11 protein-coding genes and 1 pseudogene are annotated in these 12,271 nt (G+C 61.3%); 4 read left to right on the forward strand and 8 right to left on the reverse strand.

From position 1 onward, the window contains the following. Positions 1–15 precede the first annotated feature (15 nt). Together BV911_RS10525 and BV911_RS10530 are read left to right on the forward strand one after the other, a co-directional pair. Complete coding sequence (locus tag BV911_RS10525) at positions 16–1,242, forward strand: glutathionylspermidine synthase family protein (RefSeq protein ID WP_086053568.1); 1,227 nt, start codon at positions 16–18, stop codon at positions 1,240–1,242. A gap of 41 nt (positions 1,243–1,283) precedes the next feature. After that, positions 1,284–1,865, forward strand: coding sequence for a DUF1190 domain-containing protein (locus BV911_RS10530; RefSeq protein WP_086053569.1), 582 nt, complete (start codon positions 1,284–1,286; stop codon positions 1,863–1,865). Positions 1,866–1,915: 50 nt separating this feature from the next. Here BV911_RS10530 and BV911_RS10535 read toward each other — a convergent pair whose 3' ends face one another. The 7 genes from BV911_RS10535 to BV911_RS10565 all read right to left on the reverse strand — a co-directional run bounded on the left by BV911_RS10535 (position 1,916) and on the right by BV911_RS10565 (position 9,278). Then, positions 1,916–2,899: an ABC transporter ATP-binding protein gene (locus BV911_RS10535; protein WP_086053570.1), complete on the reverse strand. Its 984-nt coding sequence runs from the start codon at positions 2,897–2,899 to the stop codon at positions 1,916–1,918. Next, positions 2,896–3,885: an ABC transporter ATP-binding protein gene (locus BV911_RS10540; protein ID WP_086053571.1), complete on the reverse strand. Its 990-nt coding sequence runs from the start codon at positions 3,883–3,885 to the stop codon at positions 2,896–2,898. The genes BV911_RS10535 and BV911_RS10540 overlap by 4 nt, the downstream gene beginning before the upstream one ends. Next, positions 3,882–4,799, reverse strand: coding sequence for an ABC transporter permease (locus tag BV911_RS10545; protein ID WP_240512214.1), 918 nt, complete (start codon positions 4,797–4,799; stop codon positions 3,882–3,884). The genes BV911_RS10540 and BV911_RS10545 overlap by 4 nt, the downstream gene beginning before the upstream one ends. An 11-nt stretch (positions 4,800–4,810) precedes the next feature. Next, positions 4,811–5,731, reverse strand: coding sequence for an ABC transporter permease (locus tag BV911_RS10550; RefSeq protein WP_086053573.1), 921 nt, complete (start codon positions 5,729–5,731; stop codon positions 4,811–4,813). Between the two features lie 103 nt (positions 5,732–5,834). Continuing rightward, the gene (locus BV911_RS10555; RefSeq protein WP_086053574.1) at positions 5,835–7,322 is read right to left on the reverse strand and encodes an ABC transporter substrate-binding protein; all 1,488 of its coding nucleotides are present in this window, start codon (positions 7,320–7,322) and stop codon (positions 5,835–5,837) included. A 223-nt stretch (positions 7,323–7,545) separates the two neighbouring features. Next, complete coding sequence (locus tag BV911_RS10560; RefSeq protein WP_086053575.1) at positions 7,546–8,463, reverse strand: LysR substrate-binding domain-containing protein; 918 nt, start codon at positions 8,461–8,463, stop codon at positions 7,546–7,548. Between the two features lie 95 nt (positions 8,464–8,558). After that, positions 8,559–9,278: a carbon-nitrogen hydrolase family protein gene (locus BV911_RS10565; RefSeq protein ID WP_086053576.1), complete on the reverse strand. Its 720-nt coding sequence runs from the start codon at positions 9,276–9,278 to the stop codon at positions 8,559–8,561. 98 nt (positions 9,279–9,376) lie between these two features. Between BV911_RS10565 and BV911_RS10570 the strand changes: the two genes are divergently transcribed. Next, positions 9,377–11,023, forward strand: a complete 1,647-nt coding sequence (locus BV911_RS10570) for an NAD(P)/FAD-dependent oxidoreductase (protein ID WP_086053577.1) — start codon at positions 9,377–9,379, stop codon at positions 11,021–11,023. Between the two features lie 367 nt (positions 11,024–11,390). Here the strand turns inward: BV911_RS10570 and BV911_RS10575 are convergent, their stop codons facing one another. Beyond that, the gene (locus tag BV911_RS10575) at positions 11,391–11,924 is read right to left on the reverse strand and encodes a TRAP transporter large permease subunit (RefSeq protein WP_205963837.1); all 534 of its coding nucleotides are present in this window, start codon (positions 11,922–11,924) and stop codon (positions 11,391–11,393) included. Positions 11,925–12,001: 77 nt separating this feature from the next. On the opposite strand from BV911_RS10575, the pseudogene BV911_RS10580 reads away from it, so the two are divergent. Further along, a pseudogene (locus BV911_RS10580) lies at positions 12,002–12,271 on the forward strand (hypothetical protein); the annotation flags it as partial.

Below are 12,271 nucleotides of genomic sequence, written 5' to 3' on the forward strand. Positions count from 1 at the left end.
ACGAGGAGACGCCCTATGCAGAAAATTGACCTGCCGGAACGGCCGGATTGGCGCGAGCACGCGCAAGAGGTCGGCTTTACCTTTGCCGATATGCATGGGGAACCCTATTGGGACGAAACCTCGGCCTATGCGTTTTCGCTGGAGCAGATCGAGACGGACATCGAAGATCCCGCAACCGCGCTGCACGGCATGTGCCGCGAGGCGGTGGCCCATATCCTGCAAAGCGAAGAATTGCTGGACCGACTTGCCATCCCCGAAGCGCACCGCGATCTGGTGGCGGAAAGCTGGAACCGGGGCGATCCTGAGATCTATGGCCGGTTTGACTTTGCCTATGATGGCAATGGTCCCGCCAAGCTGTTGGAATACAACGCCGACACCCCAACCTCGCTGTATGAAAGCGCCGCGTTTCAATGGCGATGGCTGGAAGATCAATTGGCTGCCGGGGTCCTGCCTGAGGGAAGCGATCAGTTCAACGGCATCCATGAAGCCCTAGTCGCCCGGTTCGCAGAGGCCTTTGAGCCCAATAGCGACCTGCATTTTACCGCCGTCAGCGGCAATCCCGAAGACTATGCCACCGTAGAATCGATGGCATGGGCCGCCCGTGAAGCCGGGCTGGGGGCACATTACAGCGATCTGGAAAAAATCGCGATCAGCGAAGATGGCCAGTTTCTTGACGATGAAGACCGGGTCATCGGGGTCTTGTTCAAGCTGTACCCGTGGGAAGACCTGCTGCGCGAGGACTATGCCAATCACATCGCCGGGGCGCGCTGCCTGTTTCTGGAACCGGCATGGAAAGCGCTGTTATCGAACAAGGGTCTGTTGCCGGTGCTGTGGCAGATGTTCGAAGGGCATCCGAACCTTCTGCCCGCCTTCTTTGAAGACGACATCCGTGACGCGATCGCCGGGCGCGGCCCAGCCGCAGCACCGGTCGCCGACGCCTTTGAGCGGGCAGAGGCCCAATTGATCGCCGGTCACGTCAGCAAGCCGATCCTGTCGCGCGAAGGCGCGTCGGTGTCGATCATCAAGGCAGGCTCGGTCATCGAACAGGCCACCAATACTGCCTATGCCGAGCATCCCCGCATCCTTCAAGCCTATCAGCCGCTGCCACAGTTTGATGGCTTTCGCCCGGTGATTGGGGCATGGATCGTAGGAGACACCTGCGCCGGGATCGGCATCCGCGAGGATCGATCCCGCATCACCCAGGATCTGTCGCGGTTCAAGCCGCACTATATTACTGCCTGAGGCCCGCGAGCGCCTCTACCCGACCAGGAGACAGGATTGTCATGACCAAACGTTCCCGCCGCGTCGCCATCGCCATTCTTGGGGCCTCTGCCTTTGCCCTTGCCGGATGCCGCGACGAACAAGTCGATGCCGAAGCCTTTCCCGATCTGCGATCGTGTACCAGTGAGGCCGCGCAGGGCGGTCTATTCACGGTCGAGGATTGCGAGGCGGCATTCGCAGAGGCCGAAGCCCTGCATGTCGAAGCCGCCCCCCGCTATGACAGCGTCGCCGTTTGCGAAGAACAGCATGGCGAAGGCGCCTGCGGATCAGAAGCCGCCGCAACCCAAGGCGGCTCGGGCAGCATTTTCATGCCATTGCTGGCAGGCTATCTGATCGGAAACATGCTGGGCGGCCGGGCCGGAATGTCGGCCGGTCAACCCATGTACAAGACCGCCGACGGCAAGTTCACCAATGCGGCCCGATCCAGCACGTTTTCCGGCAATAGCGGCGCCACCAAGATGAACACCGCGCAATTCACCCGGCCCACATCGACCATCGGCAAAGCCCCGATGAACCGCGCGACGGCCAGTTCGCGCGGCGGTTTTGGCAACAGCAGCGCCGGTCGGACCAGCGCTGGCAGCTGAAGCCGATCAGAACCACTTCAGCGGTGGACTTGATCGGGGGCACTCGCGTCTCAGCGCCCCCGGTTCCAGCAGGCAGCCAGATGACCGGGCGCTTTGACCAGCAGCGGCGGCGACGCCTGTCGGCATTGGTCCGTCGCCAAGGGGCAGCGCGGGTGAAACCGACAGCCGGATGGCGGGTTGGCGATGTCGACCGTATCGCCGGTATGCACGATCCGGCGCCGCGCCCGTTGCACCTTGGGATTGGCCACAGGCACTGCCGATAGCAGCGCCTCGGTATAGGGGTGCACCGGATTATCATACAGGTCATTGCGCGGGGCAATTTCCACGATCCGCCCGGCATACATGATCGCCACCCGATGCGAGATATGCCGCACAATCGCCAGATCATGAGCGATAAACAGGTATGAAATCCCCAGTTCCCGCTGCAAATCCTGCATCAGGTTCACCACTTGGGCGCGCACCGACACATCAAGGGCCGACACCGGTTCGTCGGCCACGATCAGCGATGGTTTCAGGGCAAGCGCCCGGGCAATGCCGACCCGCTGCCGTTGGCCGCCGGAAAAGCTGTGCGGATAGCGGTCGGCGGCATCGGCGGGCATGCCAACCCGGTCCAGTAGCTGGCGGACCGCGTGCCGCGCGGCGTCGGACGACTCGGCTAATCCGTGCACCAACAGCGGTTCCGCAACAATATCGCCGATCTTCATCCGCGGATTGAGCGAGGTATAGGGGTCTTGCAACACGATCTGCATCCGCGCGCGCAGCTTGCGCAGCGCAGCGCCGTCCACATCGGTGATGTCGCGGCCCTCGAACTGGATCCGACCGCCAGAGGACGGCACCCGGCGCAGGATCGTGCGCCCCACCGTGGTCTTGCCTGAGCCGGATTCCCCCACCAGCCCCAGCGTCTCGCCCGGGGCGATGTCGAAGGTCACCCCGTCCACGGCATTGACCGTGCGCGCGGGCCGGAACAAGCCGCCCGATGTCAGGGGATAATCGACCGAAAGTCCTGAGACGGACAATGTCGGATGTCGGCTCATGCGGCACCTACTTTCCAAGCGTCGATCCCGGCGCGGCAGCAGGCCACCGCCCCGGTTCCCGTCGGCGTCAAGACCTGCGGCACCCCGCAAGGCGCGGTCGCCACCGGACATCGTGGTTGAAAGGCGCAGCCCGCGGGTGGGATCAACAGGCCCGGCGGCGTGCCGTCGATGGCAACCAGCCGATCATCGCAAGCATCCAGCAGCGGCGTCGACCGGATCAGGCCTTGGGTATAGGGGTGCGCAGGTTGCTCGAACATCGTGTCCACCGCGCCGGTTTCCACGATCTGCCCGGCATACATCACCGCCACCCGATGGCACAGGCCCGCCACGATCCCAAGGTCATGGGTAATCAGAATAATCGACAGCCCCAACTGGCTTTGCAATTCTGCCAGCAGCTCAAGAATTTGCGCCTGAATGGTCACGTCCAGCGCGGTGGTCGGCTCGTCCGCGATCAACAGCCGTGGCTCACTGGCGATGGCCATGGCGATCATCACCCGCTGGCGCATCCCGCCGGAAAACTCGTGTGGGTACTGGTCCAGCCGCCGCGCCGCGCCGGAAATTCCCACCGCATTCAACAGATCTGCCGCGCGGGTGCGTGCTGCCGCGCCGCGCAGCCCCAAATGCAGGCGCACCGCCTCTTGCAGTTGCGCCCCGATCGTCATCAACGGATTGAGCGAGGTCATCGGGTTCTGAAAGATCATCGTGATCTCGCGGCCCCAGATGTTGCGCGGGGCGCGTCGGACGCCCTCGCCCACAAGAGGGGTGCCGCACCAACGCACCGTGCCGCCGGAAATCCGACCCGGCACATCGATCAAGCCCATCATCGCCTGCGCGGTCACGCTTTTGCCCGAGCCGGATTCCCCGACCAGTCCCAGCGTCTCGCCCCGCCCGACAGTCAGCGACACCCCGCGCACCGCCTGCACCACACCGGCGCGCGTGTCGAAGGCGACGTGCAGATCGTCAATCTCTAACAAGGTCTCGGTCATGTGGCTCTCCTGCGGCGACGCTTGGCCGCGATGGTCCGGGCAAAGCGTTTTTCCCGCTCTTCCGGGTCCGACGTCACCCGTAGCCAATTGGCAAACAGGTTGATCGACAACACCGTGACCACGATGGCCAGCCCCGGAAAGGTCACCAGCCACCAAGCGATGAACAGGTAATCCCGGCCCGACGCCACATCGAGCCCCCAAGAGGTGTCCGGCGGCTGCACCCCGAAGCCCAAGAACGACACCGCCGCCTCGGCCAGCACGATATTGGTGAACTCAAGGATCAGCAGGGTCAGAAGCGGCGACACCAGATTGGGCAAGAGATGGACAAAGATTACCCGGGACGGACGGCAGCCAATCACCTCGGCCGCTTCAACATAGGGCATTTGTCTCGTGGATGAGACAATCCCCCGAACCAGCCGGGCATAAACCATCCAGTTGGTCACCGACAGCACCGCGATCAGGGTCCAGACCCCCGGCCCTAGTACCCCCACCACCAACAGGATCAACAGAATGCCGGGAAATGAGACCTGAATATCGACCAGCCGCATCAGAACGGAATCGGTGCGACCGCCCATGAAACCCGCCCACAGACCCAGCGTCGTGCCGATCATCGCCGCAATCACGCAGGTGACGATCCCGATGGTCAGGGTTGTGCGCGCGCCCCAGATAATCCGGCTCAGCACATCGCGGCCCAGATTGTCGGTTCCCAACAGGTGATCCCAACTGCCCCGCGCATCCCAGACTGGCGGCTTGAGGCGCTGCAACAGCGATTGCGTGGCGGGGTCTTCGGGGGCAAGCACCGGCGCAAACACCGCCATTAATACGATCAGCACCATGACGGCAAAACCGATGGCGGCGGCTTTGTCCTGCCACAACTCGCTCAGGAAACTGCGCAGCGGGCGGAATGACATCATCGGCAGCCCCATCAGTTCAACTCAATCCGCGGATCAATAAGTTTCGAGATCACATCCATCAAAATGCCGATCACCACGATCATGAAGGCAATCGAGAAGACGATGGCCTGCACAAGAAACAGATCGCCCCGCTGGATCGCCTGCACCGCCGTCAGCCCAAGACCGGGCCAGCCAAATACCGTCTCGACCACCACCGTATAGCCGGACAAGGCGGTGATCAGTTCCCACCCGGAAATCGACAGGAACGGCACCAGAATATTGCGCAAGGTGTGGACGCGCAAAATGCGCCGAAGGGTCAAGCCCTTGGCACGGGCGGTCTGAACATATTGCTTGTTCAACTCGTCGATCATTGCCGCACGCACCATCATGGTGAACCGCGCCAGCGGCGTCAGCGCCAGCGTGATCGCCGGCAAAACCAGATGCGCCGGGGTGCCAAACCCCGAGGTCGGCAACCATTTCAGCATCACGGAAAACACCATGATCGCCATCAAACCCAGCCAGAATTGCGGCATGGCCAGCCCTAAAAGGCTAAGCGATGTGGTCAGGCGATCCACCAGACCGCCGGGCCGCAAGGCGGCCACCGCCCCCATGGGGATCGACAGCAGCACCGCGCCGCCCAGTCCAGTCGCCACCAGAAGCGCGGTGTTGGGCAGGCGTTCCAGCACCACCTCCATCGCCGGGCGGCGTTGCCACAGGCTGTCACCGAAATCCAACGTCACCACGTCTTGGGCATAGCGGGCAAACTGAATCCAGATCGGCTGATCCAGTCCGATCTGGGCCGAGAATGCGGCACGCTGTTCGGCTGTAGCACTAAGGGGCAGCATCAGGGCCACCGGATCGCCAGCAAGCCGGGTCACGACGAAGACCGTCGCCGTGACGCCGAGAACGACAAGCGCTCCCTGAAATAGGCGGCGGAGGATAAATTCAATCACGTCAGGCGTCTCTGCTGTGGTCTGGGAACAGGAGGTCCGGCCCCGTAAGGGGACCGGTTTTCATTCTGTCGTCGCAGGCGCAGATGCGCTGCGGTCGCCGCACCTATTCGGTCACGGTCATTTCACTGACGATCAGCTTGGCATCCGTCCGCGGCTGCCAGTCCATCCGTTCTGACATGCCATAGATGTCTTCAAGGTTGAACAGCGGCACGGTGAAGTTCAGGTCGTGACCGAGTTGTTGCGCCTCATCATACAGGGCTTTACGCTTGTCCACATCGGTCTCGACACGGGCCGCGTCGATCATCGCTGCCATATCGGCGTCCGAATTCGACGCGGCAGCGCCATCCATGTGATAGATGTAGGACATCTCGCGGTCAGCATCCAGCAACTCGTTGGAATTGGCGATAAAGATCGCATCCGGGCGCGGCCCGCTTCCCATCAGGCTGTCGAGGTATTGCGAAAATTCCTGAATTTCAGTGGACACGTCCAGACCGGTTTCAGCCCAGTACGCGGCCACAACTTCGATCTGCTCGCGGTCCTTCAACCAGCGGCCGGATTCGCCGATCACGACCAGCGGCTTGCCAACAGCACCGGCCTCTTCGATCAGCGCCTTGGCCCGGTCGAGATCGTAGGGATAGTAGTCGAGGGTTTCGTTGAAGCCGAAGGCCGCCGGGTTCACATGCGAGCCCTTGGCGACGGTTGCGTATCCCATGAACAGACCGTCGACCATCGATTGCCGGTCGATGGCAAGGTTCAGGGCCTCACGGACCTTCGGATCTTGGGTGACCTCATTATCGGTGCCCAAAACGAACACCGAAGTCTCTAAACCGGGCACTGCCGCAAATTTAGGCACACTTGTCGTAAACTCAGGCAGAAGATTGGTGATGACATCGAACTCGCCCGCCATCAAACCGGACAAACGAGTGCCGGCTTCGGGAACGAATCGGTAGGTTACATCGTCGATTTGCGCCTCGCCGCCCCAGTAATCGGGGTTCACCACCAGCGTTAGATCCGCGCCGCGGTTCCATGCGTCGAACATGTAAGGCCCAGTACCAACAGGAACGCCCGCCAGATCGCCTTCGGCCGCGTAGCCCGGATCAATCATCTTCATCCAGTACATCCGCGACGGCAGGATCGGGTCCGGCCCCGAGGTCTTGATATTCACGGTCAGCTCATCCACCGCCTCGGCGCCCGAGACCGACGAGAAATAGGACAACTGTTCGGAATTGTTGGCCGGATCAATCACCCGCAGGACGGATCCCACCACGGACTCGGCAGTAAACGGCGTGCCATTGTGGAACATCACGCCTTCGCGCAGCTTGAATTGCCAAGTCGTATCGTCAATCTGCACAGGGGCTTCGGCGGCCAACCCGGGAATAAGTTCCCCATCGGGGGTGCGGGCCATCAACGCCTCATAGATGTTGTCGTTGATCTGACGTTCGCCGCCATCGTCCCGCAACTGGGGGTCTAGCGTCGACGGCTCTGAACCGATGGCGATCGTGATGGACTGCGCCGTCGCGCTTCCGGCGGTTAGGCCGGAAAGAACAAGCGCGGCAAGGCTTGCACTCATGGCCAGTACTTTGGATGTCATAGGTCTATCCCCTGTTGAATTGGCTGTTGTTGTATAACCGGTCTTTCGCCGGGTCTGTCGATATTTAAGCTCTGTCGTCGCGCCACGCATCACCGAAGGCGGGGCGCAGGTCTATTCCGCTGCACAATCCCAAGATGCTAGGGGCGCAAAAAGATCGGCGCAAAGCTGTAAAAAGTGATCGCGGCATGAGTTTTAGTCATGATGACGGCAAATGACCCTCACATCAGGTCGTCGGACCGTCAGTGGATGCCTCTGGGTTGGCCTCGTTCAGCAGCCAATCCCGGACCGCCAAAAGATCGGTTCGGTGCGCCTTGGCCTCGGGCAACGCAACCCAGAACGACTCGCCCGACAGCACCGCCGCGCCGAAGGGCAGTACCAAACGCCCCGTGCGCAACTCTTCGGTGACATAGTGGATTGGCACCACCGCCAGCCCGACCCCATCCAGCGCTGCCCGGATCAAAAGCTCATTCTCGGGAAGCCGAATACCTTGGATCACGCCGTCATGGCGTTGACCCACCGCCCGCAACCACGACAACCACAAACTGGGACGGGCAGAATTTTGCAATGTCGGCAATCGCTCGAAATCCAACACCGCCCCCAGCGGGCCCAGCCGGTCGAGCAAGGCCGGGGCAGCGACGACCGCCAGCCGTTCGCGAAACAGCGGCGTGGCGCGAAACTCGCGCCGGACCGCGACCCCGCGCAAGATCGCGATGTCCAAATCCCCCGGCTCCGGGTCTTGGGTCTGAGGCAAGGTGACCACCTCTGTGGGTACGCCGGGAAAGGCCGCTGCGAACCGGGACAGGCGCGGCATGAACCACCGCGCCGCAAAGGTCCCCGGCACCCCCAACATCAACGACATATGGGCCGTCCGGCCCCGGACCACATCGATAGAGACCTCCTGCAACCGGTCGAGGCTTTGCCGAACCTCGGCGCTGTAGGTCCGCCCGACATCGGTCAGCACCAAGCGCGATCCGGTCCGTTCAAACAACCGCACGCCAAGCTGCGTTTCCAACGTGTTGATCTGGCGACTGATCCCGCTTTGGGTCAGCATCAAATCCTCGGCTGCCCGGGTAAAACTGAGATGCCGGGCGGCAGAGTCAAAGGCCTGAAGGGCCGAAAACGAGGGCAGAAAACGGCGCATCAGAAACTTTCCGCAAGGGGGGTCATGGTCCGGGGTCATTGCAGGCCAGCAAGAGTAGAAGGGTAGCCATCGGGGCGCAACGCGGTCAGCTAGGCCTAACCCACCGCCGGAAGATCAACGATCAAAAGCGCCTCGGACTTCCCGGCGGATGCCAGCGGCGCGGCGTCGGGACCGGCGATCAGAGACAGCCCGCTGAAGGCCAGCCCCGCTTCGTCGCCACAATAATTCGCATAGGCTATCACCGCACCTGCATCATAGGCCCGCGCCGGGATCAGCACATGCTGGACATGCTCGTAACCCACCGGGTTCGCCGTCGGAACAAGGATCAAGTCTGCCCCCTTTGCATGCAACCCTTCGACAAGCTGAGGAAATTCTACGTCATAGCAGATCAACAGGCCGGTTTTCATCCCGCCAAGGTCAAAGACCTCGGAACTGCGGTTGCCTGCGGTAAAGCTTTCCGCTTCCATAGGGCCGAACAACTGAAGTTTCCGGTAATGCCCCAACACTTGCCCATCAGACCCAAAACATGTGGCGCTGTTATAGACAGCGTCCCCGTCCCGCTCGGCCCAACCAAGGGTCACGCCACAACCCGCCATGCGGCACATGTCCGCAAGACGCTGGCACCATGGGCCATTGATGTCTTGCGCCAGCTTCTGGTGCAAATCGGGGCGGTTGTACCCCGGCAGATACAACTCCGGTGCCACCAGCATCTCGGCCCCGGCTTGCGCCGCGGCCATCAGCATCCGCGACAGGCGCGACAAGGCGTCCTCGACATTTCCATCGGAGGTAGGCGATTGATATACGGCCAGTTTCATCAAACATTCCTTAGCGAGGCGTCGGGAAAACCTGCCACAGCACGGGACGCGCGGCCAGCGTTTTTCCTCTGCCCCAGCCGACAGGCGGACGTGTTGCGATGACATCCATTACTGCCTTTGGCCCAGATTTTCCGTTCGCCTATGACGATTGGCTGACCCATCCAGATGGGCTTGGCACCCTGCCTGAGGCCGCATTGGGCTGCGAGGTTGCCGTGATCGGTGCTGGCGCGGCGGGCATTGTCGCCGCCCACGAACTGATGCGCCTTGGCCTGCGGCCCATCATCTATGAATCCCATAAGTTTGGCGGGCGCCTGCGATCGGAAGTCTTCGAAGGCAGCGATGGGATCATTGCCGAACTGGGTGGCATGCGGTTCCCGGTCTCGTCCCGCGCCTTTTATCACTACGTCGATCAGGTGGGATGTGAGACGGCGCCGTTTCCAAATCCGCTGACCGCTGCGGCAGGATCGACGGTGATCGACCTTGAAGGCCGCACCCTTTTCGCCCGCACCTTGGATGATCTGCCGCCGCTGTTTCACGATGTCGCCCGCGCCTATGCCAACGCGCTGGAGTCGGGCGCCAATTTCAGCGCCCTGCAAGCCGCGATCCGGTCGCGGGATATTGCTGCCATCAAAGACATCTGGAACCCGCTGGTCGCGGCACTGGACGATCAGACCTTTTACGACTTCGTGACCTCGTCAGAGGCGTTCCGTGCACTTGGATTCCACCACCGAGAAGTGTTTGGTCAGGTGGGCTTTGGCACTGGCGGCTGGGATTCCGACTTTCCAAACTCGATTCTAGAAATCTTGCGGGTCAACCTAACCGAACTTGACGACAACCAGCGGTTTGTCAAAGGCGGCGTGGAACAGGTCTTGCACCGGCTGTGGCGAAAGCGCGTTGACTGTGCACACTGGCCATCCGGCACCTCGCTGTCCGATCTGAACGGCGGCGCCACCCGCAGCCGAGCCACCCGGATCGCGCGGCTTCCGGACGGCAATTTGTCGGTGACCGATCAATGGGGCCGCATCGACAGCTATCCCGCCGTTCTGGCCACCTGCCAAAGCCATTTGCTGACAACAGCGATCACCGTCGATGAGGCGCTGATCAGTCAGAAACTGTGGATGGCACTGGACCGCACCCGTTACATGCAATCGGCCAAGACCTTTGTCATGGTGGATCGCCCGTTCTGGCAAGACACCGACCCGGTGACGGCGCAGCCGGTTCTGTCAATGACCTTGACCGACCGGATCACCCGGGGCACCTATCTGTTCGACAACGGCCCCGATCAGCCGGGCGTGATCTGTCTGTCCTATGCGTGGATGACCGATGCGCTGAAGGTTCTGCCCCTGCCAGCCGAAAAACGCGTCGACTTGGCGTTGGCGGCACTGGCCAAGATCTATCCCGATGTCGACATCGCCAGCCATATCCGCGGCAATCCGATCTGCGTCAGTTGGGAGGCCGACGAAAATTTCCTTGGGGCCTTTAAGGGCGCCCTACCCGGCCATTACCGATACAATCACAGAATGTACGGTCACTTCGTGCAGGATCGTCTGCCCCCCGCAGAGCGCGGTTTGTTTCTGGCTGGCGATGGTGTCAGCTTTACCCCGGCATGGGTCGAAGGTGCGGTGCAAACGGCCCTAAACGCGGTTTGGGGGATCATGAACCATATGGGCGGGCGATCCCCCGACACCAATCCGGGACCGGGGGATCGCTATGGCGAGATCGGCCCGGTCGCCCTGCCCGAGTGACCGTTTCGCAGCCTCGTCGGGCCCGCCCACTGACACTCCACCGGAACACCCGCTCGGGCAGAGTGGCTTACCGCGCACTCCGGCGGCGGGATGCAGTCCGTGGATGGCGAGAGGCCAATCGAGGTTGCGCTCGGACCATCGGGAGAGGTGGTCATCAGACTATGGCCCCGCTGTTAAGGGTTAGCGACTTGCGAGTGTCGTGGATCAAGTAAGTGATGCCGGATGGTCACTGGAACGGATGTCGATCAGAATTGGAACTAGCATCCACCGCGCACCATCAAATCCTCGAAGTTGGCACTGTCCGGCGCTAGACGCGCCGGGCAGAGCCGCTGAAACCACCATATAGGCTATCTTGGACCGGACGCGCTTAGCGATAGAAGAAGTCTACCAGAGTCAGCGATACGGCGGGCACGTACGTGACCAGAAGCAGCACGAGAACAAGGACGCCGATGAACGGAAGGTTGGTACGGGTCGTGCCCCAGACATCAGTTTTGGCGATAGAGCATGCGGTGACCAGAACGCTGGCGACCGGCGGCGTTTGTTGACCCAAGGCGATGTTCAAGGTGATCAGGATGCCGAACTGTACTGGGTCGATTCCAAGTTGGTGCACCAGCGGCATGAAGATCGGGACAGTCAGGATGATCGCGGCAGCACCATGCAACACCATGCCAACGAACAGCAGGAATATATTGATGATCATCAATACCATCAGCTTGTCAGTTGTGATTCCAGTGATTCCGGCGGCCAACTTCTGCGGTAGTTCGGTCTCAGTCAGATAAAGCCCCAGCACCGCCGATGACGCCACCAGCAGCATCACGGTCGACGTCTGGATCACCCCGTCCACAAGGGCTTGGTAGAGCTTGCCAAGATTGATCTCACGATAGACGAATACACCGATCATGTGAATCCCGGAGGCAAACTGGTCCACAGAAACGGTCGGATTACCTGACCGTCGCGGATTAAAAGTCCGCCATTCTGATGCCCGAGGCGGAAGCTGAGGGCTGGGAGATGTATTCTGTGGAACTTTATAACCGGGTGCGCAGAGCGTGCCATGTCGAAGGTATGAGTGAGCGCGAGGCCGCGCGTCAGTTCGGGATTGATCGCAAGACGGTGTCAAAGATGCTGCAGCATTCGGTGCCTCCGGGGTATCAACGCAAGGAGCCACCACTTCGTCCGAAGCTTGATCCCTTTGTGGCGGTGATCGACCAGATCCTCGAAGAGGATAAGAGCAAACTGAAGAAGCAGCGC

Source organism: Pseudoruegeria sp. SK021 (assembly GCF_002119405.1).
In the GTDB taxonomy this organism is placed as follows: Bacteria; Pseudomonadota; Alphaproteobacteria; order Rhodobacterales; family Rhodobacteraceae; genus Meridianimarinicoccus.

What these genes read in the sequence shown, in the direction of transcription:
- BV911_RS10525 (WP_086053568.1), top strand. Translation starts at nt 16, where the DNA reads ATGCAGAAAATTGACCTGCCGGAACGGCCGGATTGGCGCGAGCACGCG.
- BV911_RS10530 (WP_086053569.1), top strand. Translation starts at nt 1,284, where the DNA reads ATGACCAAACGTTCCCGCCGCGTCGCCATCGCCATTCTTGGGGCCTCT.
- BV911_RS10535 (WP_086053570.1), bottom strand. Translation starts at nt 2,899, where the DNA reads ATGAGCCGACATCCGACATTGTCCGTCTCAGGACTTTCGGTCGATTAT.
- BV911_RS10540 (WP_086053571.1), bottom strand. Translation starts at nt 3,885, where the DNA reads ATGACCGAGACCTTGTTAGAGATTGACGATCTGCACGTCGCCTTCGAC.
- BV911_RS10545 (WP_240512214.1), bottom strand. Translation starts at nt 4,799, where the DNA reads ATGATGTCATTCCGCCCGCTGCGCAGTTTCCTGAGCGAGTTGTGGCAG.
- BV911_RS10555 (WP_086053574.1), bottom strand. Translation starts at nt 7,322, where the DNA reads ATGACATCCAAAGTACTGGCCATGAGTGCAAGCCTTGCCGCGCTTGTT.
- BV911_RS10560 (WP_086053575.1), bottom strand. Translation starts at nt 8,463, where the DNA reads ATGCGCCGTTTTCTGCCCTCGTTTTCGGCCCTTCAGGCCTTTGACTCT.
- BV911_RS10565 (WP_086053576.1), bottom strand. Translation starts at nt 9,278, where the DNA reads ATGAAACTGGCCGTATATCAATCGCCTACCTCCGATGGAAATGTCGAG.
- BV911_RS10570 (WP_086053577.1), top strand. Translation starts at nt 9,377, where the DNA reads ATGACATCCATTACTGCCTTTGGCCCAGATTTTCCGTTCGCCTATGAC.
- BV911_RS10575 (WP_205963837.1), bottom strand. Translation starts at nt 11,924, where the DNA reads ATGATCGGTGTATTCGTCTATCGTGAGATCAATCTTGGCAAGCTCTAC.